This window comes from Streptomyces sp. CNZ287, from assembly GCF_007827615.1.
The window spans coordinates 33,987-56,372 of sequence record NZ_VISV01000001.1 but is presented as its reverse complement, the minus strand read 5'-3'; the positions used below and the strand labels follow the sequence as shown (position 1 = coordinate 56,372).

Below are 22,386 nucleotides of genomic sequence, written 5' to 3'. Positions count from 1 at the left end.
TTCGGCCATCCCGGGCGGCCTGGCGCTCCAGGCCCCCGTCAGCCGTGTGCCGCCAGGTTCGCCGACATCTTCCGCAGCAGCGCCTTCGCCTCCTCCTGCTCCTCCGCCGTCAGCCCCATCGCCTCGTCCAGCGACGGCACCACGACATTCGCCCTCCGGCGCAGCTCCGTGCCCTCCGGTGTGAGCGACACCTCCACCAGCCGCTCGTCGTCTGCGCGGCGCTCCCGCGTCACCAGGCCGTTCGCCTCCAGCCGCTTCAGCAGCGGGGTCAGCGTCCCGTAGTCCAGGTGCAGGGCGGCGCCGAGGCTCTTCACCAGCGACGGGCCGTTCTCGTAGAGCGCGACCAGCACCAGGTACTGCGGGTAGGTCACGCCGAGCTTGTCGAGTAGCGGGCGGTACGCGTTCATGACCGCGCGCTGCGCGGAGTACAGGGCGAAGCACAAGAACTCGTCCAGCTTGCGGAACTCGTCCTCGGTCCCCGGCGCCTCGGCCGCGGTGTCGGTGGTCGCCATACGGGCCCCTCTCTCTGCGCGTACCGTCATCGTACCCACCGGGGAGGCTCAAAGTTAATAAGGAGCGATTGGCTTGTGTACAAGGTAATCGTGCCCTAGTGTTATGGGGTATCGAGAGGTCCGACCCCCGGAGGAGCACCCGCCATGTCCGAGAACCGGAAGCCCGCCGCGTACACCCCCGCCGCTCCCGTCCTGGAGCCCGCCGCCGCGGCCTTCGCCGGGGCCACCGCCAACCCGCCCTACCTCTTCGACCTCGGCCCCGCCGAGGGCCGCAAGACCGTCGACGAGGTGCAGTCGGGCGAGATCGAGAAGCCCGAGGTCGCCGAGGAGTGGGTCACCGTGCAGGGCGGTCCGACCGGTTCCGTGCGGACCCGGATCGTCCGGCCCGCGGACGCCGCGGGGGCGTTGCCCGTGATCCTCTACCTGCACGGCGCCGGCTGGGTCTTCGGCAACGCCCACACCCACGACCGGCTCGTGCGCGAGCTGGCGGTGGGCGCGCGGGCCGCCGTGGTCTTCCCCGAGTACGACCTGTCGCCCGAGGCCCGCTACCCCGTCGCCATCGAGCAGAACTACGCGGTCGCCCGCTGGATCGTCACCGACGGCGCCGCCAGCGGCCTCGACCCCGCGCGGATCGCCGTCGCGGGCGACTCGGTCGGCGGCAACATGTCGGCCGCCCTGACGCTCCAGGCCAAGGAGCGCGGGGACGTACCGCTGGTGCAGCAGGTGCTGTTCTACCCGGTCACGGACGCGAGTTTCGACACCGGTTCGTACCGCCGGTTCGCCGAGGGCTACTTCCTGCGGCGCGACGCGATGCAGTGGTTCTGGGACCAGTACACGACCGACGAGGCGCAGCGCGCCGAGATCACCGCCTCGCCGCTGCGGGCGAGCACCGAGCAGCTCGCGGGCCTGCCGCCGGCGCTCGTGATCACCGCGGAGGCCGACGTCCTGCGGGACGAGGGCGAGGCGTACGCGAACAAGCTCCGCCAGGCCGGGGTGCCGGTCACCGCCGCCCGCTACCAGGGCGTGATCCACGACTTCGTGATGCTCAACGCCCTGCGCGAGACCCACGCCGCGGACGCCGCCATCGGGCAGGCCGTCGCCGTCCTGCGCCGGGCGTTCGGCACCGACTGAGTCCGTACCGCCCCTCCCCGCCGCTCCGTTCGGCCCGGGCAACTCCCCCAGCCGCCCGGGCCGCGGGCCGTCCGAACTCCCCCGCAATCTGGCATCTGTCGTCATCTGTCATCTGTCAGTCGGCGCTCGTCACTCGTCACTCATCGCTCGTCACAGCTCCACCAGCACCGCCGACGCGTCATCGTGCACCTTCCCCCTGCGGTACCGGCTGCGGTCCGCGTCCGCCGCCTCCGCCGCCCGTACCTCCGCCACCACGCCCCGCGGCCCCGCTTTCCGCACCCGCTGGAGCAGCGCCGTCCAGTCGCCGAAGCCGAACACCTCGGTCCAGCGCGTCACCCCGTCCGTCAGCGCCGTCAGCGCCGCCACCTCCGTACGCGGCACGCTGCCCACCACCGCCCGCGCGGCGACCTCCGGGTCGGCGGCGGCGGTGAAGAAGCCGCCCTCGACGTTGCGCATCTCCTCCGCGGGACGGCTGCGCGGCACCTGCGACAGCCGCAGGTCGAGCACCGGCCGCACCGCCCCGTCCGGCCCCTCCAGCAGCAGCGCCGCGTCGCACAGCACCAGGTGCTCCACCCTCTCACCGTCCCACCGCGCCGCCGCCACCGTGGCCTGCGGCGTCCGCCGGTGGGTGAGGTCGCAGGCCGGGCCGTGCGCCGCAGCGGTGCGGCGGATGGCCGCCGCCAGGCAGTCCGTGAGCGGAGTCTCCCGGGTGCCGGCCAGCTCCAGGAACGCGCCGCCGAGCCGCGCCACGAACCACGGCACGCCGTGGACGCAGCCGGTGTCCCCGTCCCGCGGCGGCGTCACACCGTCCAGCACCACCACCGCCCCGCCCGTGCCGGACGCGGGCAGGGCCACGGCGGCGTAGTCCTCGTTCGGGGCGGGGGGTGCGGCGGGGTCGCTGGCCAGTTCGATGCGCATGATCCCAGTCTGCCCGTACGGACCGCACGGCCCGTGACGCCCGGCGGAAGGACCGGCGGCACCCCGGCAACACATGTTCGCTCGTTCGAGTGAGCGCCGGGGCAAAGTCCGCCTGCATAGGACACCTGCTGCCAAGGTCGACCCGCGGGCCGAGGCGCAACCGGACTCAGCCACCAACAGTCCGAAATGCAAGGACATGGCGCCGCGGGACAAAGAGTCGAAGGAGAGCCATTGCGGACCCCCGTGCAGCCGGATCGGCAGGAGGGCAGGGGCGCCGGACGCCGTCGCGGTGCGCACCCCGCGCCGCGCACCTCGCCGCGCGCCAAGGCGGCGTACCTCGTCGTCGGCGCCGCGGTGCTCGCGGCGGGCGCGCCCGGCCTGGTCGGCGCGCTCCGCGGCGTCAGCGGCGCGGACCCAGAGGAGCGGGCGCAGGCGGCGAGCGCGCTGCAAGTGCACGGTGCGCTGCTGGCGTTGTGCGCGGTGCTGGCGGTGGGCGTCGTCGTGTACGCGGCCCGCGGCATGCAGGCAGCCGACGGCGCCGACACCGAGGACGCCGCGGAGAAGGCGGCGGAACTCGCCGCTGTACGCGCGGAGCTGGCGGCCGCAAGGGAGAACCACGTCGTCGAGCGCGACTCGCTGCTGCGCGAGCGGGCGGCGCTCGCGGAGCGCATCGGCGGGCTCCAGGCCAGCGTCCAGGGCACGTTCGTCGGGCTGTCGCGCCGCACGCTGGGGCTGGTCGAGCGCCAACTGTCGTTCATCGACGAGCTGGAGGCGCACGAGCAGGAGCCCGGCACGCTGGAGACCCTCTTCCGGCTCGACCACCTCGCGGCCTGCATGCGCAGGCACAGCGAGAACCTGCTGGTGCTCGCGGGCGCCGACCACCGCGGCACGCGGCGCGCGAACGTCCCGCTGATCGACGTGCTGCGCGCGGCGGTCGGCGAGATCGAGTCGTACCAGCGGGTGGTGCTCTCCCCGGACGTGCCGCAGGTGCACGTCACGGGCTTCGCCTCCGGCGACGCGAGCCACCTGCTGGCGGAGCTGCTGGAGAACGCCACGTCGTGCTCCCCGCCGGAGTCCGAAGTGCTGCTGACCGGGCGGCTGCTGGGGACGGGCGATCTGCTGCTCGTCGTACGGGACGAGGGCATCGGCATCAGCCCGGCGGCCCGGGTCGACGACCTCAACGCCCGGCTCGCCGACACCGATCCGGGCCCGGCGCCGCGGGAGGCGCTGGGGCTGGGGCTGTACGTGGTCGCGCGGCTGGCGGCGCGGCACGGGGTGGGCGTGGAGCTGCGGCTGCGGGACCGGGGGGTGGACGCGGAGGTCCGGCTGCCGGGGCGGCTGCTGGTGGGCGGCGCGGCGGACGGTACGGACGATGACGCGGGGCTCGCGGGAGCCTCCGCCGCGGTCGGCGGCGACGCCGCGGGATTCGCGGGAGCGGGAGCGGCGGGCGGCGGTGCCGGGCCGGGCGGTGGTGCCGCGGGGCTCGCGGGAGTCGGCGCGGCCGGCGGCGGCGCCGGGTTCGCCGGCAGCGCGGCCGGGGCGGTGGGCGTTGCCGGCAGTGTTGGTGCGGGTGGCGTTGCCGGTGGCGGGGGTGCCGCGGCGGCCGGTGGTGCGGGGCGTGCCGTGCCGGTGCCCGCGGCCCGCGGCGCCCGGCCGGAGCCGGGTCCGCGCACGGACGCCGAGAGCCGGGGCGTACGGGACGGGGGTGCGGCGCCCGTACGGGTCGGTCCGCAGCGCTCCGGCCCGCCGCCCGACGGCGGCGTACGTCCGGCGCCGCCGCCGTTCGCGTCGGCCCGGCCCGCCGCCGCACCGCGGACCGGCGGATGGGTGCGCGCCGAGGCGGGGATGCTGCCGCGGCGCCGGCCCGGCGGCACGGTCTCCGGGGGCGCGGTGGCGCCGCCGCGGCACGGTACGGCGACGGGCACCCCCGTGCCCGCCGGCGCCGGGGCGGCCGCCGGTGCGGCGGTGCCCGGTGAGGCACCCGCCCGCGCGGTCCCCGCCCGACCCGCGCCCGCCCGCGAGGCGCCCGCCCACGCGGCGGCAGGTCAACCGGCGCCCGTCACCGCGTCCGCAGGCCACCCGCCCGCCGAGCACCTGGCGACCGGCCAAGCCGCGCCCGGCCACCCGGCGTTCGAGCACCCCGCCCCCGGCCACCCCGCCCCCGGCCACCCCGCCCCCGGCCACCCAGCAACCGGCCCTGCGGCGCTCAGCCCCGTACCGGCCGGGCGGGCCGCCGCCCCCGGTCCTGCCGCCGGTGCCCCGCCCGCCCGTGCCGTCGCCCCGCAGCGCGGCGCCGAGTCGCCCGGCGGGTGGCCCGCGGCACCGGTGCGGGCCGTGGTCGCCGTGCCCGCGCAGGCCGCGCGGCGGGGTGCGGACGCGCGGGAGGTGCGCCGGTTGCTCGGGGGGTTGCAGCAGGGGTCTCGGGACGGGCGGCGGGCCGCCGCCGCGGAGGCCGCGACATGGGACGCGAAGGAGCAGGGAGCCAGTACGTGAACAGCACACAGGAACACCGGGACACCATCAGCAGCCTGCGGTGGATGCTCGACAACTTCACCGCGGAGGTGCCCGGCGTACGGTCCGTGGTCGTCGTCTCGGTCGACGGGCTGCCCCTCCTCGCCGCCCCGCCGCAGTCCGCGTCGGCCGGGGAGCAACTGGCCACCGTGGTCTCCGGCATCGGCGGGCTCACCAACGGGGCCGCGGACGTCATGGACGGCGGCAGGGTGAAGCAGACGATGGTGGCGATGGAGGACGGCTGCCTGGTGGTGATGGAGGCGGGGGACGGCTCGCTGCTCGGCGTGCTGACCGAGCCGGACTGCGACCTGAGCGTGGCCGCGTACCACATGGAGCTGTTCGTCGGCCGCGTCGGCCACGTCCTCACCCCGGGGCTGCGCGGCGAGCTGACCGGCTGAGCGCGCCGCCGTCAGCCGGGGCGCACGGCGCCGCGCAGGGGGCGGATGGTGACGGGGACGACCCGTACCCGCTGGCCCGTGCGCGGTGCCTCCACCACCCGGCCGTGCCCCAGGTAGAGCGCGACGTGCGAGGCGTCGCGGTGGTACACCACGATGTCCCCCGGCCGCATCGCGGTGAGCGGCACCCGGCGCAGCTCCCGCCACTGCCCCCGCGCGGTACGGGGGATGCGGACGCCCGCCTCGCGCCAGGCCCGCTGCGTGAGCCCGGAGGAGTCGTAGGCCCGCGGCCCGCCGGCGCCCGCGCGGTACGGCTTGCCGGCCTGGTCGAGGGCGTACGAGACGGCCCGCCGGCCGGCGCGCGACGGCTCCCGCTCAGCGGCGCCCCACGTACCCGGCCGCCGCGTCCGGTCCGTACCGCCGGAAGCTTCCGGGCGGGCCCCGCCCGGCTTGCCGTCCACCGCCGCGTCCGGGCCGCCGCCGTCCGCCCCGTCCGGGGCCATCAGCTCCCGCCGGTCCTCCTCCGCTCCCCGTACCTCCAGCCGGTCGAGAGCCGCCAGCTTCGCGGGTGTCAGCTCCGCGAGTGCGTCGGCCACCTCCGTCAGCCGGTCGTCCACGCGGTCCCGGCGCCGCTTGCGTTCGCCCGTCAGCTCCCGCTGCCGGTCGAGCGCCTTCCGCGAGGAGGCGGTCAGCGCACCGAGCCGCTTGGCGCCGGACTCCAGCCGGGTCACGACGGCGGCCTGGTTGCCGATGGCGCGGCTGATGACCTGCTTGCGGTCGAGCGCGGTCTCGGTGTCGCGGGCGACGAGGAGTTGCAGGTACGGGGCGAGCCCGGGGCCCCGGTACTGCGCGCGGGCGAGGAGTCCGGCGCGGCGGCGTGCGGTGGCCAGGTCGGCGCGGGTGTCGGCGAGGTCGCCGGTGAGCCTGGCGGTCTCGGCGCGGGCGTCCTTCAGGTCCTCGGCGGTCGCGTGGTACGCCTCGGTGGCGCGCTCGGCCTGCCCGTGGAGGGTCTGGAGCCGGGTGAGCAGTTCGCCGGGCGGGGCGTCGGCGGCCGGTTCACCGCCGTCCGCCGCCGGTGCCGCGGGATCCGAGGCGGGGCCGGCGGGGCCGGCGGCGTCGGCTGCATCTGCCGCTTTCGGTACGTCCAGTACGTCCGGTACGTCCGGCACGGGCGCCGCGTCGGCGGGCAGGGCCAGCACGGCGGCGAGGAGGACGGCGGAGGCGGCGGTGAGGGCGGGGCGGGGGGTGCGCGACATGTAGGCAAGGCTTCCCCCGCGACCGCCGCGTTCCCGTCGGCACTGGGCGAAACCGCGTAATACCATCACCCGTGAGGGTTGACGGCCCGTCAGCGCGCCCAGGGCCACTTGCGCCGCTCGGGCACGCCCTCCGGGTCGTACGTGTACACCCATCCCCGCGGCAGCTTCAGCCGCGGGCTGAGGTTCGCCGGCTCCAGCCGGTAGACGTGCACGGCCGGGGGGCCGCCCCCGGGGTCGGGCACCGGCACCTCGTACACCTTCGGCGGCCGGCCCGTCGCGCCGACGTGCACGGCGAGCGTGCGGCCGTCCAGCGGGCCGCCGACGAACGCGGTGTCCTCCGTGCGCACGGCGGTCAGTCCTCGCCGAGCAGGTGGCCGGCGTCGGGCAGGAACGGCGCGATGCGGCGGACGAGGTCGCCCGCGGGTCCTTCCGCGGTCTCCAGCTCCAGCGCCCGGCGCAGCACCCGGCCGCACTCCTCGTCACCCGCGGCGGTGGCGACCAGCAGCGCGATGAAGTGGTCCACGAGCCAGCCGCGCAGCTCGGGCAGCGGCGGCTGCTTCCCCTCGTCCAGCCAGATCAGCGAGGCGCCCTCGACCGCCGTGATCCACGTGCGGATCATGGTCAGCAGCCGGTGTCCCGGCTCGGGCACGCCGATGTGCAGCAGGATCTGCTCGGCGGCGGAGCGGCGTACCTCGTCCACGATGGCGGTGGTGCGGCTGGTCTGGACGACGCTGCCGCCCTGGAGGAGGGCCTTGAAGCCGGCGTCGTGCTCGTCGACGAAGCCGAGGTAGCTGTCGAGGGCGCGGGTGAGGCGGCGGGTGAGCGGGCCCTGCTGGGGCTGGCGGAAGCACAGCTCCAGTTCGTCGGCGGCGCTGCGCAGGGCGGCTTCGTAGAGCTGCTGCTTGCCGCCGGGAAAGTAGCGGTAGACCAGCGGGCGGGAGACCTCGGCGGCGGCGGCGACGTCGTCGAGCGAGACGTCCTCGGGGGCGCGGTGGGCGAAGAGGCCGAGCGCGGCGGCGAGCAACTGGCTGCGGCGCTGGGAGACGCTCAGCCTGCGGTACGCGACCGCCGGCGGGGGCGCGGCGGGGCGGGCTCCCCGGTCGGACGCAGTGCTCATGTCCGGCAGCGTAGCCCGCCGGGCCGGAATCGGCGGGCCCGGCCCGTTCAGGCCAGCAGGCCGGAGCTGCGCCACAGCCTGCGTCCGACGCCCCGGAGCACTCCGATGTCGTCGAGGAAGTCCGTCAGCCGCTTCGCGCCCGTCTGCATCACCTCGCGCCGGTGCGGGCTGGCCTTCACCTGCGCGACCGCCTCGGCCCGGTTCAGGCCCGCGTCCGTGTAGACCTGCGGGTTGACGAAGGAGACGGAGAAGACCCGGGCCGCCTCACCGGAGGTGAGCCGGGTGACGTTCCGTTCCCAGCGGGGCGCGGTGAGCATCTGCCGGCGCAGCTCCTCGCGCGCGTACCGGACGTGCCGTGCCTCCTCCACGACGTGGATCCGGGTCACGCCGCGCACCAGCGTCTGGACCCGCTCGTCGGGGAAGACCAGCCGCTGCATCCAGTCGAGGATCTCCTCGCCGAGGAGGGTGGCGGTGAAGGAACCGGGGGTGGTGGAGACGGTCTTGAGGACGCGCGCGAGGTTGTGGTGGAAGCGGCTGACGGGGTAGGGCTCCGCGCCGCCCTTGGTGATCATCCGGGCGAACATCATGGAGTGCCGGCACTCGTCGGCTATCTCGGTGAGGGCGTAGCGCACGTGGTTGCTGGTGACAGGCTTGTCGTAGATGTGCCGGACGAGCAACTGCATGAGGATGATCTCGAACCAGATGCCCAGCGAGGCCAGCGACGCCGCCTCCAGCCGGGCCAGCTCCCTCCGCTGCTCCTCGGACATCCGCCGCCACATGGGGGTGTCGTAGAGGGAGACCAGTTCGGGCGGCCAGAACCACTTGCCCTCTTCGACCGGGGCGTCCCAGTCCAGTTCCCTGTCCGGGTCGAAGGAGTGCTTCTCCGACGCCGCGAGGAGCCGTTCCGCGACCTTCTCGCGGTCCTTGAGCGGGCCGAGCGCGTCCGTCAGCGCGAGGTGCCCCGTCGTCGTGGTCATCGCGTCTCCTGGGAGAGTTACCGGCGGTCACCTCTTATGAGACAGCTTGTCAGCAAGCCCGTCAATGCCCCCGACGCGTCCGGTTGACGCGTGAGTAAGGTGCCCACGGGCGGGCGGCGGGCGTCACTCGACGGTGACGATGCACGTGACCCGGCCGTTCGAGCGCTCGGCCTGCTGCTCGCACTCCTCCCGGTTCTCCTCGCTGCCGGAGGCCAGGAGCCAGAAGACGGCGCCGCCGGCGATGAGGAGGATCAGGCCGATGACGATGCCGATCAGGATGTCCTTCACGGCGTCGATCGTAGAAGCCGCGTCCGGGGAGCCCTCCCGGCTGCGCGACGGCAGAAGAGCCCCGCCGCGCCGAGGGGTTCAGCGCAGCGCCGCCCGCATCACCCCGCGCGCGACCGGCGCCGCGCTGCCGCCGCCGTTGATGTCCGCGCGGTCCGCCTCCGCGTCCTCCACGACCACCGCCACCGCCACCCCCGGCACCGCCGTCCCCGGCCGCTGCGCCCAGGAGAGGAACCAGGCGTACGGGTTCTCGGAGTTGTCCACCCCGTGCTGCGCCGTGCCCGTCTTGCCGCCGACCGTCAGCCCGTCGATCGCCGCCGGCCCGCCGGTGCCGTCGCTGACCGCGTCGATCATCATCTGCCGCAGCAGCGCCGCCGTCCCCGGGGTCATCACCGTCTCCTCGTGCGCGGGACGGGTCCGCGCCACCGTCTCGCCGCCGGCGTCCGCGAGCCGGTCCACCAGGTACGGGCGCATCGACCGGCCGCCGTTGGCGACCGTCGCCGCGACCCTCGCCATCTGCAGCGGCGTCGCCCTGGTGTCGTACTGGCCGATGGCCGAGAGCGCGACCTGCGCCGGGTCCATCCGCGTGTCGACGTGGCTCGGCAGCACGGGCGAGGGGAGGGAGAGGCCGCCGTCGTTGAAGCCGAACGCCTCCGCGGTCTCCACGATCCGCCGGGTGCCGACCGTCGCGCCGAGCTTCGCGAACACCGTGTTGCACGACTCCGCGAACGCCTCCCGCAGCGGCGCGTCGGCGCAGCCGCTCGCCTCGTTGCGCAGGAGCGTGGTGCTGCCGATGAGGCGGTACGGGTTCGGGGTGCGGGTCGGCGCGTCGATGTCGGTGACGCTGCCGGACTCCAGCGCCGCCACCGCTGTGATCACCTTGAACGTGGAGCCGGGCGGATACGTCTGCCGGATCGCCCGGTTGAGGAGCGGCTGGTCGGGGTCGCCGGTGAGCCGGTCCCAGGCCAGCGCGGTGGCGGGGGAGTTGCCGGAGAGCAGCGCGGGGTCGTAGCCGGGGCTGCTGACGAGGGCGAGGACGCGGCCGGTGGCGGGTTCGAGGGCGACGACGGCGCCCTTGCGGCCGCGCAGCCCGCGGAACGCGGCCTTCTGTACGGCCGGTACGACGGTGGTGTGCACCTGGCCGCCGGGCCGGCGGCTGCGGGTGAGGTCGCCCCAGAGCGGCAGCGGGGCGAGCCGGCCGTCGGTGCCGGCGAGGACGCCGTCCTCGGTGTCTTCGAGGAGGGTGGCGCCGTAGAGCTGGGAGGCGAAGCCGGTGACGGGGGCGTAGAGGCGGCCGTCGGTGTACGAGCGCTCGTAGCGCAGGCCCTGGCGGGTGTCCTCGGAGCCGGTGAGGCGGCGGCCCGCGGCGTAGATGTCGCCGCGGGGCTGGGCGTAGCGCTCCAGGGCGTGCCGGCGGTTGGCCGGGTTGGCGTCGTACTCGGGGGCGTTGAGCACCTGGACGCGGGCGGCGCCGACGAGGAGGCCGAGGAAGAGCAGCAGGCTGCAGGCGGCGGCGATGCGGGTGTTGCGGATCACCGGGTGCCGTCCGCGGGGCGCGCCTCGTCGATGACGGGGACGACGAGGGGGACGGTGGCGGGGGCCGTCGCGGCGGCGGGTTCCGGTTCCGGCCGCGCGGGTGCGGCCTCCGGCGCGGGGCGCTCCTCCGGCGGCGTACGGGCCTCGTCGCTGAGCCGTACGAGCAGCGCGACGATCACCCAGTTCGTCACCACGGAGGACCCGCCCTGCGCCAGGAACGGCGTGACCATCCCGGTGAGCGGGACCAGCCCCAACACCCCGCCGGCGATCACCACCACCTGCAGCGTGATGATCGCGGCCAGGCCCGCGGCGAGCAGCGCGCCGAACGGCTCGCCGATGGCGATGGCCGTGCGGTAGCCGCGGGCGACGAAGAGGGCGTAGAGCAGGAAGAGCGCGGTCAGTCCCGCGATCCCCAGTTCCTCGCCCGCGGTGGCCAGGATGAAGTCCGACTTGCCGGCGAAGCCGATCAGCAGCGAGTGGCCCTGCCCGAGCCCCGCGCCCAGCGCGCCGCCCGCCGCGAACGCGAACAGCGACTGCGCCAACTGCCCGGGCCCGTGCCCCTCCTCGATGGCGCGGAACGGCGACAGCCAGTCTTCCACCCGTGTGTGCACGTGCGGCTCCAGCGCGCCGACGGCCGCCGCCCCCGCCGCGGCCAGCAGCAGCCCGACGGCCAGCCAGCCGAGCCGCCCGGTGGCCACGTACAGCATCGCCACGAAGAGGCTGAAGAACAGCAGCGAGGCGCCGATGTCCCGCTCCAGGATCAGCAGCACCAGGCTGATGCCCCAGACCGCGACGATCGGACCGAGCACGCGCCGCGGCGGCAGCAGCAGGCGGCGGATGCGCGGGCCGCTGGTGAAGGTGAGGGCGTGGCGGTTGGCGGCGAGGTAGGAGGCGAAGAAGACCGCGAGCAGCACCTTGGCGAACTCGCTGGGCTGGAGGGAGAGACCGCCGATCCGGATCCAGATCCTGGCGCCGTTGACGGCGGGGAAGAGGATCGGCGCGGCCATCAGGCACAGGGCGGTGAACGCGTACTTCGCGGCGCGGGGGCGCAGGTCGCGGTGGTCGCGGAGGACGAGGAGGACGCCGGCGAAGAGGGCGACGCCCACGGCGGACCAGAGGAGTTGGGTGGGCGCGGCGCGGTCGCCGGGGGTGTCCTGGTCGAGGCGGTGGATGAGGACCAGGCCGAGACCGTTGAGCAGCAGCGCCACCGGCAGCAGCACGGGGTCCGCGCGGGGGGCGCGGAAGCGGACGACGAGGTGGGCGGCGAGGGCGAGCCCGGCGAGGCCGCCGAGGTGGGTGGCCAGGCCGGCGGGGAGCGCGCCGGAGGTGGCGTAGCCGACGTTGGCGTAGCCGTAGGCGATGACGCCGACGGCGCAGACCAGGAGCCCGAGTTCGGCGCCGCGGCGGCGGGGGCGGGGCACGGGGGGCGGCGGCGTGGCCAGCCGCCGGGCACGGCCCGGCGGGCGGAGGGCCTGGGCCGGGTCGGTGGCGGTGGTCATGCGGGCAACGTAACAAGCGGTGGCCGATTTGCCGGGTATGCCGGGGGCGGGGTGGGTCGCGCGGACGGCGGGCCCCGGGCGCGGGTGCCCTCTCCGGCTGTACGGGGCGGGCGCCGGACCGCCGCGGGTCAGCCCTCGGCCCGTACCGCCTGCGCGAAGCGGTGCGCGACCTGCTGCCAGACCTGCGCCGACTCCCGCTCGTCGCGGTCCGCCCCGGTGCGCAGCCGGACCGGGTCGAAGCCGCGGGCGCGGATGGACTCGTCGCTCCATGCGTGCACGCGGTCGGCGCCGGCCTCCGGGTGGAACTGCACGCCCCACGCCCGGGCGCCGTAGCGGAACGCCTGGTGCGGGCAGCGCTCGCTCTCCGCCAGCCACACCGCGCCCGCGGGCAGCTCCGTGATGGCGTCGACGTGCCGCTGGACGGCGGTCACCCGCGGCGGGAGCCCGGCGAAGAGCGCGTCCTCCGCGGCCTCCGGGCGCAGCGTGATCGGCGTGCTGCCCAGCTCCGGCTCGCCGTGCGAGGCGGTGACCCGGCCGCCGGCGACGTGGGCGAGGAGCTGGCCGCCCTGGCAGACGCCGAAGACCGGGACGTCCCGCTCCAGCGCCTCGGCGACCAGCTCGCGCACCGCCGCCAGCCACGGCATCGCCACGTCGTCGTCGGGCATGGGGCTGCCGCCGAGCGGCAGGATCGCGGCGTGGTCGAGGCGGCGGGGGAGGGGCGCGCCCGCGTAGGCGTGCACGACGTCGAGGGTGACGCCTTCCTGCTCCAGCCACGCGCCGAAGCGGCGGGGGCCGCCGCCGCGGCCGTTCTGCACCACGAGAACCTTCGTCATGCGTGCGATTCTCGGTCAGCTACGCGCGCGGGGCATCGGCGGGGGTGGGGGCGGCCTGCGGCGGGACCGCGTCGGCCGGCTCGGCGTCGGCGGGCTCCGCGTCGTTGGGCTCCGCGTCGTTGGGCTCCGCGCCGGCCGGTACGGCATCGGAAGGCACCGCGTCCGCCGGCTCCTCCGCCGGCTTCGCCGCCTCCCCGAGGGCGATGACGACCTTGCCCGACGTGAGGTCTATCGGCCCGCGGTGCGGATCGCCCGAGCCCACGTCGTCCACGACGAGCTCCATCCGCTCGCGCGCCCGCCGGGCGTGGGCATGGCTGGGCGCGAACAGCTCCGCAACGATGTTCATCCCCGCGCCTCCCGCGACTCGGCTCGTCCGAAGAACGCCGCGGCCCGCGGAACCGTTCCCGCCGCGCCGCCTCAGGCCGTCAGCCAGCCGCCCGAGACGTCCACGTCCGTGCCCACGACCGGCGCCGCCGCGGACGAGCCCAGCCACATCATCACCGCGGCCATCTCCTCGGCCCGCACGATGCGCCGGATCGGGTAGTCCCGCGCGATCTCCTCGTACGTCAGGTCGAACGCCTCCGCCGCCCGCCGCAGCATCGGGGTGTCCACCGCCCCCGGGGCGAACGCCGTCACGCGCACGCCCTCCGGCGCGTACTCCAGCGCGGCGACCTTGGTGAGCGAGGCCACCGCGTGCTTGCTGGCGTTGTACGGGGAGATGGTCGCGAAGCCGACCTCGGCCGAGATCGACGCCGTGTTGACGACGACCCCGCCGCCCTGCTCCAGCATCTGCGGGATCTCGTACTTCATGCAGAGGAACGTCCCGGCGGCGTTGGTGCGCCACACGTCCTCCATGTCCGCGAGCGTCTGCTCGTGCAGCCGCACCGCGCGCGGGCTCTCGACGCCCGCGTTGTTGTACGCGACGTCGACGCGCCCGTACCGCCGCACGCAGCCGTGCACGAAGTCCCGTACCTGGCCCTCGTGGCGCACGTCCGCGCGCATGTACGTGGCCTCGCCGCCCGCGCGGCGGATGTCCGCCTCGATCTCGCGGCCGAGCCGGGCCCGCCGGCCGCAGAAGAACACCTTCGCGCCGCGGCCCGCCAGCGCGCGGGCGGCGGCCTCGCCCATGCCGGACGTGGCGCCGGTGACGAGCACCACCTTGCCGTCGAACTCACCGCCCCCGGCGCTCTTCGCCCCGGCGGCGGCCGGGGCGGCGGCCCGCGCGGTGCCGGTCCCGGCGGCGCCCGCAGCCAGCCCCGCGGTCAGGCCGGCGGCGCCGGTCCTGAGCAGGGCGCGTCTGGACGCGGGTATGCCGGCGGCGCGTTCGGAAGTGGGGCGTTCGGAGGCGGGGCGTTCGGAGGCGGGGTGTGAAGCCGCGGGCCGGGCGTCGCCGGTCTCGTGTGCGGGCATGGGCGGGCTCCTCTCCGCGGTACGGGCGGGGCCGTGCGGCCCTGCCCGTACCGGTTCGTGTCCGGGTCGGGACCACCGAAACACCGGAGTTCCGTGCCGGTCCAATGCCTGCACCCATACGCTTCCGGCATGGATGAGCAGCCGGCCGCCGAGGTTCCCGCGGCGGACGTCGACACGCGCGTGCTGCGCTACTTCCTCGCCGTGGCCGCGCGGTTGAGTTTCACGGAAGCCGCGCGCGAGCTGTACGTCACCCAGCCCTCGCTGAGCCGGCAGATCCGCCGGCTGGAGGCCGACCTGGGCGCCGAGCTGTTCGAACGCGCCGGGCGCGAGGTGCGGTTGACGGCGGCCGGCGAGGCGCTGGTGCCCGCGGCCCGCCGGGTCACCGGCGAGTGGGCGGCGGCGGTACGCGAGGTCCGTACCGCCGCGGCGGCGGCCCGCGACGTGCTGCGGCTCGGCTTCGTCGCCACCGGCGCGGGGCCGCTGGGGCTGCGGGCGCGGGCGGCGTTCGCCGCGCGGCGGCCCGGCACGGTGCTGGAACCCAAGCGGTTCGACTGGGGCGGCGAGGCCGAGGGCCTGCGCCGCGGCCTGGCCGACGTGGCGTTCGTCTGGCTGCCCGCCGACCTGACGGGGCTGCACGCGCGCACCGTCGCCACCGAGCGCCGCTGGGTCGCCCTCCCGCGCGCGCACGCGCTCGCCGCGCGGCCGGACGTGGGCATCGCGGACCTCGGCGACCAGCAACTGATGTGGACGCGCAGGGCGCCGAAGGCGTGGGTCGACTGGTGGGCGGTCAACCCGCGCCCCGACGGCTCCGAGCCGCTGTGGGGGCCGGAGAACGACAACGTCGAGGAGATGCTGGAACAGGTGGCGGCGGGCGGGGCGGTGTGCTTCGCCGCGGAGTCGATGACCACGTACTACACGCACCCCGAGCTGGTCTGGCGGCCGGTGCGCGACATCGAGCCGCTGCGGATCGCGGTGGCCTGGCCGCGGGAGCGGACGAGCCCGCAGGTCGCGGACTTCCTGGCGGCGGTACGGGAGTGCGTCCGCGACCCCGAAGCCCACGCGTGAGCCCTCAGCCCTCCGGCGCCGCCGCCCCCGGCTCCTGCTTCTCGTAGCGCTCGCGGGCCGCGTGCACCTCCTCGATGTGCTCCTCCGCCCAGTCCTTCACGGCGGTGAGGAGCCCGGCGAGGCTGCGGCCGAGCGGCGTCAGCTCGTAGTCGACGCGGACCGGGACGGAGGGCGTGACGGCGCGGGTGAGGATGCCGTCGCGCTCCAGGGTGCGCAGGGTCTGGGTGAGCATCTTCGGGCTGACGCCGGCGATCTTCCGGCGCAGGTCGCTGTAGCGCCGCGGGCCGCCGGAGAGGGCGGCGACGACGAGGCCGACCCACTTGTCGCTGAGGCGGCCGAGGAGCTGGTTGGTGGGGCAGTCGCGCATGAACGCGTCGTACGCGAAGCGCTCCTGCTCGCGCCGCTGGGCCGCCGTCATGGTCGCCATGGCTCTCCTCCGGGTGGCCTAGGCACTCTCAGGTAACTACTTACTGAAAGATACCAGCTATTCCTAGGGTTGCGGCAGCGGAACCGATACCGATCAGGGAGAGACAGGTCATGCGTGCTGCAGTGGTAACGGAGTTCGGCGGCCCCGAGGCCGTCACGATCGCCGACGTGGAGGTGGTCGAGCCGGGCGCGGGGCAGGTGCGGATCAAGGTGGCCGCGGCGGCGGTCAACCCCGTGGACGCCGGCACGCGCGCCGGTGTCTTCGGCGCCGCGCCGGGCGGGGCGTACACGGGACTCGGCTGGGACGTCGCGGGGACGGTGGACGTGGCGGGCGCCGGATTCGCCGCGGGCGAGGCGGTCGTCGCGCTCGTGCACGGGGTGGCGAAGCCGCTGGGCTCGCACGCCGAGTACGTGGTCGTGGACGGCGCCGCGGCGGCCCCGGCACCGGCGACGGCGGACGCCGTGCACGCCGCGACGCTGCCGCTCAACGCGCTCGCCGCCGACCAGGCGCTGGGCCTGCTGGACCTCACGCCGGGCACTTCGCTGCTGGTCACGGGTGCGGCCGGGGCGCTCGGCGGGTACGCGATCCAGCTCGCCGCCGCCCGCGGCGTCGCGGTGACGGGGCTGGCCCGGGAGACGGACGAGGAGCTGGTCCGCGGCCTCGGCGCGGCGTTCACGACGGCCCCGGCCGCCGCCGGCTACGACGCCGTGCTCGACGCGGCGGTGCTCGGCGGCGAGCGGGCCCTGCCCTGGACCCGCGACGGCGGCGCGTTCGCCGCGGTCATCCCGAACACCGCACCGCCCCCGGTCCGCGGCATCCGCACCGCGGCCCTCGACGTCCGCGCCGACGGCCCGCGGCTGGCGGAGCTGGCCCGGCTCGTCGACGACGGCGTGCTGACACTCCGGGTCGCCGGGACGTACGACCTGGCCGACGCCCCGAAGGCGCACGCCCGGCTCGCGGAGGGCGGGATACGGGGGCGGCTGGTGCTGGTGCCGTAAGAAGGGCGCGCTGCCGTAAGGGGCAGGGCACCAGGAACGAGCCCCTTACCCCACATGCGTTGCCCGCCCCCGGCGGGACCCCGGCGCCCCCGCTCAGCCCGCGGCCCCGAGCCGCACGGTGATGCCGTCGCGGAGCGCCGCCGTCCGCTGATCGCCGTAGCCGGCGAGCAGGACGAGCGCCGTCTCCCAGTGGCCGCGCGCCCCGGCCGGATCGTCGGACCGCACCGCCGCGGCGAGGCCGTCGAGCGCGACGGCCTCGTGCCAGGGGTCGCCCAGCTCGTGAAAGCGGGCGGCGGCCCGGCGGTGGCAGGCGGCGGCCTCGTCGGCGCGGGCGAGCGCCCGGCAGGTCTCACCGGTCCCGTGCCAGGCGAGCGCCTCCCGGCCGCCGTCACCGATGCGGCGGTGCAGGGCGGCCGCCCGGTCGTACGTGGCAAGGGCCTCGTCGAACAGCCCGTTGGCCTGCTGCGCCGTTCCGGACATCTCGGAGCGGGTGGCGCCCGAGAGGTCGCCCTGACCCTCCGCCGGGCGCGTCACGGCAGGGCGAGGACGCAGAACTCGTGGTCCTCCGGATCGGTCAGGCAGGTCCACGGGGCGTCGCCCTGGCCGACGTCGAGGTCGCGGGCGCCGAGGGCGCGCAGCCGGGCCACCTCCGCCTCCTTGTCGTCGCCGGGGTACGGCAGCAGGTCGAGGTGGACCCGGTCGGGGGCGGTCTTCGGGTTCGGGACGCGGAGGAGTTCGAGGTACGGGCCCGTGCCCGCGGCGGCGCGGAGCACCCCGTGCTCGTCGCTCACCTCGTGCACCTTCCAGTCCGTCGCCCCGCCCCAGAAGCGGGCCATGGCCCGCGGGTCCGCGCAGTCGACGACCACCGCGGCGACCGGCCCGGTGTCCCGGTAGACGTCCCGCGGCTCCAGCACGCAGAACTCGTTGCCCTCCGGGTCGGCGAGCACCGTCCAGGGCACCTCCGCCTGGCCCACGTCCACGGGGGCCGCGCCGAGCGCACGGAGGCGTTCGACTAACTCCTCCTGGTGGGCCGCCGAGAGGGTGGCGAGATCGAGGTGCACGCGGTTCTTCGCCGCCGTCTTGGGTTCCGGTACGGGCACGACGTCGATGCCGAGGACGGCCGGGTGCGGCCACCGGAGGCCGCCTGCGGGGGCGACGTAGGTGGTGGCGCCGGACGCCTGCACCTCCCAGCCGAGCGCCTCCGCCCAGAACCGGCCGACCGCCGGGTGGTCGACGGCCTTGATGTTCACCTGGACGGGTCGCAGAGGCATACCGGCGATCCTATGCACCCGTGTCGTGTGTGGCGGCTCGCTTCTGAAAATCGAACACACGTATGATAGTGAGTCGTGAGCGACTACGAGTTTCCGGAGGAGTTGCTGCGGGCGAAGCGGGAGTGGTTCGCCGTCGCGCAGCGGTTGGAGGAGTTTCCGCTGCGCCCGTACACGGACAGCGCGGGCGTCGAGCACCGGGCCGGCAGCAGATGGACGCCCGAGCTCGACCGGCAGGAGACGGTGCTGCGGAAGAGGTTCCGCGACCTGTCCATCGAGATATCCATCCACCCGTTCTGGGAGACGCTGAACGGGGGTACGGTCGCGGCGCGGATGGCGCTGCGCGAGGCGGCCCGGCCGCCGATCGGCTGAGGCCCGGGGCGGCGGGCCGGCCCCGGACAGCCGTCCGGGGCGGGCGGGAAGTCCGCCCGCCCCGGAGGTGGTGGGGCGGGGTGCGGGTTTGCGGGCGACGCGGACGGCCGCGCTCAGCCGCGTACCGGCTCCGGGGCGGGCGCCGTGCCGTCGCCGGTGGCGTCCGGTCCGGCGACGTCCGGCGCCTCGCCGTCCTGTGCCGGCTCCTGCGGCGCCGTGCCCGTGGGCGGGACGTGGTTCAGGAGGCGTACGGCCAGGACCGCCACCCCCGCGAGCAGCACCGCCGCGATGACCGCCGCCACGTGCATCCCGCTCACGTACGCCTCCCGCGCCGGCGCCAGCAGCGCCTCCGCCGTCCGCGCCGGCAGGTCCGCCGCCGCGGTGGCCGCGCCGGTGATGCCCTCCCGGGCGGCGTCCGCCGCCGGACCCGGGGTGCCGGCCGGCACGCCGTCCTCCATCTGCCCGCGGTAGACGATCGTGCCGATGCTGCCCAGGGTCGCGATGCCCAGCGCGTAGCCGAACTCGCCGCTGGTCTCGTTCATCGCCGCCGCCGAACCCGCCTTCTCCGGCGGCGCGGAGCTGACGACCAGGTCGGTGCCGAGGGTCACCAGCGGCCCCGCCCCCAGGTTGATGAGCGCGAACCCCGTGACGACGTACGGCAGTCCGCCGGACACGTCAGCCATGACGAGCAGCAGCAGGCCCACGACCGAGACGCAGAGCCCGCCGCCGATGAGCCGGGCGGGGCGGACGTAGCGGGCCGCGACGGGGGCGAGGCCGAAGCTGAACCCGGAGGCCGCCACCGCGGGCAGCATCCACAGGCCCGCCTTCAGCGGCGTGAGCCCCTGCACCATCTGCAGGTACTGCGTGATGAACAGCATCAGCGCGCCCATCAGGAACGTGCCGGCGAACATCCCGCCGAGGGCGGTGCAGAAGGCCCGGTTGCGGAAGAGCCGCAGGTCCATCAGCGGGTGCTCCAGCCGCTGCTGGCGGCGGACGAAGACGGTCCCGAACGCCCCGCCCGCCGCGAGGGCCGCCAGCGGCACCGGCGCCCAGCCGTCCTTCGCCAGCTCCTTCACCGCGTACACCAGCGGCAGCACCGCCGCCAGGGACAGCGCCACGCTCGCCAGGTCCAGCCGGCCCGCCCTGGTGTCGCGGTACTCGGGCAGCACGATCGGGCCCAGGACCAGCAGCAGCACCATCGCGGGCACCCCGAGCAGGAACGCCGAGCCCCACCAGAAGTGCTCCAGCATCGCCCCGCCGACCAGCGGGCCGATCGCCGCGCCGCCCATGAAGCACATGAACCAGACGCCGATGGCGGCCGACCGCTGCCGGGGGTCCTGGAACATGTTGGTGATCAGCGCCAGCGTCGACGGCGCCAGCGTCGCCCCCGCGATGCCGAGCAGCGCGCGGGAGGCGATCAGCATCTCCGGGCCGGTGGAGTACGCGGCGACGACGGAGGCGACGCTGAACGCCGCCGCGCCGGTGAGCAGCAGGCGGCGGCGCCCGATGCGGTCGCCGAGGGTGCCCATCGTGACGAGGAAGCCGGAGAGCATGAACCCGTAGATGTCCATGATCCAGAGCTGCTCGGTGCTGCTCGCCCCGAGATCGGCGCTGAGGTGGGGCAGGGCGAGCAGCAGGACGAAGACGTCGAGGGAGATGAGCAGGACGGGCAGCGCGAGCACCGCGAGCCCGATCCACTCCCGCCGCCCGGCCCGGTTCGCGATGTCGGTGGCCATGAGGTGTGCTCCTTGTCGGAAACGACCGTCCGGCGCCCCCTTCGGGCGCCTCTCACCCGTGCGTCGAGCGAGCGGGACGGATTTCGACAGCGGAGCGGCGGAAATCCCGAATGTGAGGTGGATCACATGGCGTGCCTCAGAGGCGGACCGCCGCGCCCGTCACGTGCACCCGCGGATCGCCCGCGCGCAGCTCCACCTCCAGCAGCGAAGGGCTGCCCATGTCGTGGCCCTGGTGGAGGGCGAGCCGGTCCTGCCCGGCGGCGAGGCCGAGTTCGCGGAGGTACGCGCCGAAGGCGGCCGCCGCCGCGCCGGTGGCCGCGTCCTCCACGACGCCGCCGACGGGGAACGGGTCGCGGACGTGGAAGACGGCGGGGGACTCGCGCCAGACGAGCTGGACGGTGGTCAGGTCCAGCTTCTCCATCAGGGTGCGCAGCCGGCCGAAGTCGTAGTCGAGGTCGGCGAGGCGGGCCCGGGTGGCGGCGGCGAGGACGAGGTGGTGCGCCCCGGCGAAGGCGATGCGCGGGGGCAGCGCGGGGTCCAGCTCGGCGGCGGACCAGCGCAGCGCCGCCAGCGCCTCGGCGACGTCGGCGGCCGGGGCCTCCCGTACGTGCGGCTCGACGCTGCTGAGCGTCGCCTTCAGCACCCCGTCCGCCTCGGTCACCGCCACCGGGACCCGGCCGGGCCGGGTGTGCAGCGCGAAGTCGCCGGCGCCCAGCCGCTCGGCGAGCGCGACGGCGGTCGCGACGGTGGCGTGGCCGCAGAAGGGGACCTCGGCGGCGGGGCTGAAGTAGCGGGCGGTGAACGACCGGCCGGCACCGGCCTCGTCCGCGGGGCCCGGGGTGAGGAAGGCGGTTTCCGAGTAGCCCACGTCGGCCGCGATGGCGGCCATCCGCTCGTCGGAGAGGCCGGCGGCGTCGAGGACGACGCCGGCCCGGTTGCCGCCGGCGGGGTCGGTGCTGAAGGCGGTGTAACGCAGTACGTCGGTCATGAAGGGGCAACCCGCGGCGGTGCGCCCGGTGTTCCCGCAGGTACGCGGCGGTGCGGGGCGGACGCCGGGGGCGGCCGGGGCGGCGGGATCCGGGTCACCAGCTCGCGAGCACCGGCGGGCCCGGTTCGTACCGCCGCCAGGCTTCGTTGAGGCGGCCCAGCCGGGCCGGGTCGGCGATGCCGCGCACCAGCGCGATCCTTCCCCCGGCGAGGTCGAACGTCACGGCGCCGAAGACCTTGCCGCCGACCACGAAGAGGATGGCCGGGCCGCCGTTCACGTGCGCGGAGTGGACGGCGGGTATCCCGCCGGCGAAGCGCCGCTTCGTGGGCGAGGCCGCGAAGCCGGCCCGGGCGATGGCGGCGATCCGCTGCGGGGTGTCGTACTGCAGCATCGTCCCGGTCAGGCCGGCGCCGTCGGAGATCGCCGTCGCGTCGTCGGTGAGCAGCTCCACCAGCCGTTCCGTACGGCCCGAGGCGGCGGCGGTGAAGAACTCCTCGGCGATCCGCAGGGCGGCCGCCCGGTCGGCCTCGCCGCCGCGGTGGCGCGTGGCGGTGACGCGGCGGCGGGCCCGGTGCAGGTGCTGCTGGCTGGCGGACTCGGAGATGCCGAGGATCCCGGCGATCTCGGCGTGGCCGTAGGAGAAGGTCACGTGCAGCAGGTAGACGGCCCGCTGCACGGGTGACAGGCGTTCCATGAGGGTGAGCACGGCGAGCGACACCGACTCGCGCTGCTCGAAGGTGTCGGCGGGGCCGAGTACCGGGTCGCCGTCGAGGACCGGTTCGGGCAGCCAGGCGCCGACGCTGCGTTCGCGGCGGGCGCGGGCCGAACGGAGCCGGTCGATGCAGAGGTTGGTGAGCACCTTGGTCAGCCACGCCTCCGGCACCTCGATCCGCCGCCGGTCGGCGGCCTGCCAGCGCAGGTACGCGTCCTGCACGGCGTCCTCGGCGTCGGCGACGGACCCCAGCATCCGGTAGGCCAGCGACACCAGCCGGGCCCGGCCGTCCTCGAACCGCCCGGTGTCGAAGCGGTCGGTCGCGGTGCCGTCCATGCGCTCCACCCTAGATCCTCCCTCTCCCGTGGCCGGTGCCGCGCTCGCGGCCGGCGGCCCGCCGGCCGGACGCCGCGGCCCTCCGGCCGCTCTTGACCTCATGC

The 22,386-nt window shown here is 75.7% G+C and carries 24 protein-coding genes; 6 read left to right on the top strand and 18 right to left on the bottom strand.

All coding sequences use genetic code 11. From position 1 onward, the window contains the following. Nucleotides 1-38: 38 nt before the first annotated feature. Nucleotides 39-512, bottom strand: a complete 474-nt coding sequence (locus FB457_RS00235) for a MarR family winged helix-turn-helix transcriptional regulator (RefSeq protein ID WP_047018015.1) — start codon at nt 510-512, stop codon at nt 39-41. Between the two features lie 144 nt (nt 513-656). Here FB457_RS00235 and FB457_RS00230 point away from each other — a divergent pair, with 144 nt between their 5' ends. Next, entirely contained in the window at nt 657-1,643 is a 987-nt protein-coding gene (locus FB457_RS00230; RefSeq protein WP_145780390.1) for an alpha/beta hydrolase, read from the top strand. Nucleotides 1,644-1,793: 150 nt separating this feature from the next. Here the strand turns inward: FB457_RS00230 and FB457_RS00225 are convergent, their stop codons facing one another. After that, nucleotides 1,794-2,561: a protein phosphatase 2C domain-containing protein gene (locus FB457_RS00225; protein WP_047018017.1), complete on the bottom strand. Its 768-nt coding sequence runs from the start codon at nt 2,559-2,561 to the stop codon at nt 1,794-1,796. Nucleotides 2,562-2,792: 231 nt separating this feature from the next. On the opposite strand from FB457_RS00225, the gene FB457_RS00220 reads away from it, so the two are divergent. Both FB457_RS00220 and FB457_RS00215 read left to right on the top strand, forming a co-directional pair. Continuing rightward, complete coding sequence (locus tag FB457_RS00220) at nt 2,793-5,054, top strand: ATP-binding protein (protein WP_145780388.1); 2,262 nt, start codon at nt 2,793-2,795, stop codon at nt 5,052-5,054. Beyond that, nucleotides 5,051-5,470 carry a roadblock/LC7 domain-containing protein gene (locus FB457_RS00215; RefSeq protein ID WP_047018019.1) on the top strand — a complete coding sequence of 140 codons (420 nt, stop codon included), beginning with the start codon at nt 5,051-5,053 and terminating at the stop codon, nt 5,468-5,470. The genes FB457_RS00220 and FB457_RS00215 overlap by 4 nt, the downstream gene beginning before the upstream one ends. 11 nt (nt 5,471-5,481) lie before the next feature. Here the strand turns inward: FB457_RS00215 and FB457_RS00210 are convergent, their stop codons facing one another. The 10 genes from FB457_RS00210 to FB457_RS00170 all read right to left on the bottom strand — a co-directional run bounded on the left by FB457_RS00210 (nt 5,482) and on the right by FB457_RS00170 (nt 14,380). Beyond that, nucleotides 5,482-6,723: a C40 family peptidase gene (locus tag FB457_RS00210; protein ID WP_145780386.1), complete on the bottom strand. Its 1,242-nt coding sequence runs from the start codon at nt 6,721-6,723 to the stop codon at nt 5,482-5,484. Between the two features lie 89 nt (nt 6,724-6,812). Then, the gene (locus tag FB457_RS00205) at nt 6,813-7,070 is read right to left on the bottom strand and encodes a hypothetical protein (RefSeq protein ID WP_047018021.1); all 258 of its coding nucleotides are present in this window, start codon (nt 7,068-7,070) and stop codon (nt 6,813-6,815) included. Nucleotides 7,071-7,075: 5 nt separating this feature from the next. Then, complete coding sequence (locus FB457_RS00200; RefSeq protein WP_047018022.1) at nt 7,076-7,840, bottom strand: TetR/AcrR family transcriptional regulator; 765 nt, start codon at nt 7,838-7,840, stop codon at nt 7,076-7,078. Between the two features lie 47 nt (nt 7,841-7,887). Further along, the gene (locus tag FB457_RS00195) at nt 7,888-8,817 is read right to left on the bottom strand and encodes an AurF N-oxygenase family protein (protein WP_047018023.1); all 930 of its coding nucleotides are present in this window, start codon (nt 8,815-8,817) and stop codon (nt 7,888-7,890) included. 123 nt (nt 8,818-8,940) lie between these two features. Beyond that, nucleotides 8,941-9,105, bottom strand: coding sequence for a hypothetical protein (locus FB457_RS35055; RefSeq protein ID WP_164492581.1), 165 nt, complete (start codon nt 9,103-9,105; stop codon nt 8,941-8,943). 78 nt (nt 9,106-9,183) lie between these two features. Then, nucleotides 9,184-10,638 carry a penicillin-binding transpeptidase domain-containing protein gene (locus tag FB457_RS00190; protein ID WP_145780385.1) on the bottom strand — a complete coding sequence of 485 codons (1,455 nt, stop codon included), beginning with the start codon at nt 10,636-10,638 and terminating at the stop codon, nt 9,184-9,186. Further along, nucleotides 10,635-12,137, bottom strand: coding sequence for an FtsW/RodA/SpoVE family cell cycle protein (locus FB457_RS00185; protein ID WP_145780383.1), 1,503 nt, complete (start codon nt 12,135-12,137; stop codon nt 10,635-10,637). Before FB457_RS00185 ends, FB457_RS00190 begins: the two co-directional genes overlap by 4 nt. Nucleotides 12,138-12,265: 128 nt before the next feature. Then, entirely contained in the window at nt 12,266-12,970 is a 705-nt protein-coding gene (locus tag FB457_RS00180; RefSeq protein ID WP_047018026.1) for a type 1 glutamine amidotransferase, read from the bottom strand. A gap of 19 nt (nt 12,971-12,989) precedes the next feature. After that, the gene (locus FB457_RS00175; protein WP_145780382.1) at nt 12,990-13,316 is read right to left on the bottom strand and encodes a DUF6191 domain-containing protein; all 327 of its coding nucleotides are present in this window, start codon (nt 13,314-13,316) and stop codon (nt 12,990-12,992) included. Between the two features lie 71 nt (nt 13,317-13,387). Next, nucleotides 13,388-14,380, bottom strand: a complete 993-nt coding sequence (locus tag FB457_RS00170) for an SDR family NAD(P)-dependent oxidoreductase (protein WP_145780380.1) — start codon at nt 14,378-14,380, stop codon at nt 13,388-13,390. 129 nt (nt 14,381-14,509) lie between these two features. Between FB457_RS00170 and FB457_RS00165 the strand changes: the two genes are divergently transcribed. Then, nucleotides 14,510-15,445 carry a LysR family transcriptional regulator gene (locus FB457_RS00165; protein WP_047018027.1) on the top strand — a complete coding sequence of 312 codons (936 nt, stop codon included), beginning with the start codon at nt 14,510-14,512 and terminating at the stop codon, nt 15,443-15,445. 4 nt (nt 15,446-15,449) lie between these two features. On the opposite strand, the gene FB457_RS00160 is transcribed toward FB457_RS00165, so the two are convergent. After that, on the bottom strand, nt 15,450-15,872 hold the full coding sequence (locus FB457_RS00160) for a winged helix-turn-helix transcriptional regulator (protein ID WP_047018028.1): 423 nt from the start codon (nt 15,870-15,872) through the stop codon (nt 15,450-15,452). A 110-nt stretch (nt 15,873-15,982) separates the two neighbouring features. On the opposite strand from FB457_RS00160, the gene FB457_RS00155 reads away from it, so the two are divergent. Then, nucleotides 15,983-16,870 carry a zinc-binding dehydrogenase gene (locus FB457_RS00155; protein WP_047018029.1) on the top strand — a complete coding sequence of 296 codons (888 nt, stop codon included), beginning with the start codon at nt 15,983-15,985 and terminating at the stop codon, nt 16,868-16,870. Nucleotides 16,871-16,963: 93 nt separating this feature from the next. Here FB457_RS00155 and FB457_RS00150 read toward each other — a convergent pair whose 3' ends face one another. After that, nucleotides 16,964-17,350 carry a tetratricopeptide repeat protein gene (locus FB457_RS00150; protein ID WP_145780378.1) on the bottom strand — a complete coding sequence of 129 codons (387 nt, stop codon included), beginning with the start codon at nt 17,348-17,350 and terminating at the stop codon, nt 16,964-16,966. 50 nt (nt 17,351-17,400) lie between these two features. Further along, complete coding sequence (locus tag FB457_RS00145; RefSeq protein WP_145780376.1) at nt 17,401-18,141, bottom strand: VOC family protein; 741 nt, start codon at nt 18,139-18,141, stop codon at nt 17,401-17,403. A 75-nt stretch (nt 18,142-18,216) separates the two neighbouring features. Between FB457_RS00145 and FB457_RS00140 the strand changes: the two genes are divergently transcribed. After that, a complete protein-coding gene (locus FB457_RS00140; RefSeq protein ID WP_047018032.1) occupies nt 18,217-18,510 on the top strand; it encodes a hypothetical protein in 294 nt (97 codons plus the stop codon). Nucleotides 18,511-18,623: 113 nt separating this feature from the next. On the opposite strand, the gene FB457_RS00135 is transcribed toward FB457_RS00140, so the two are convergent. The 3 genes from FB457_RS00135 to FB457_RS00125 form a co-directional block, all read right to left on the bottom strand. Next, nucleotides 18,624-20,246, bottom strand: a complete 1,623-nt coding sequence (locus FB457_RS00135) for an MFS transporter (RefSeq protein ID WP_145780374.1) — start codon at nt 20,244-20,246, stop codon at nt 18,624-18,626. A 136-nt stretch (nt 20,247-20,382) separates the two neighbouring features. Next, nucleotides 20,383-21,234 carry a PhzF family phenazine biosynthesis isomerase gene (locus tag FB457_RS00130; protein ID WP_047018034.1) on the bottom strand — a complete coding sequence of 284 codons (852 nt, stop codon included), beginning with the start codon at nt 21,232-21,234 and terminating at the stop codon, nt 20,383-20,385. Nucleotides 21,235-21,328: 94 nt separating this feature from the next. Continuing rightward, nucleotides 21,329-22,282, bottom strand: a complete 954-nt coding sequence (locus FB457_RS00125; RefSeq protein ID WP_186461909.1) for a sigma-70 family RNA polymerase sigma factor — start codon at nt 22,280-22,282, stop codon at nt 21,329-21,331. Nucleotides 22,283-22,386 lie beyond the last annotated feature (104 nt).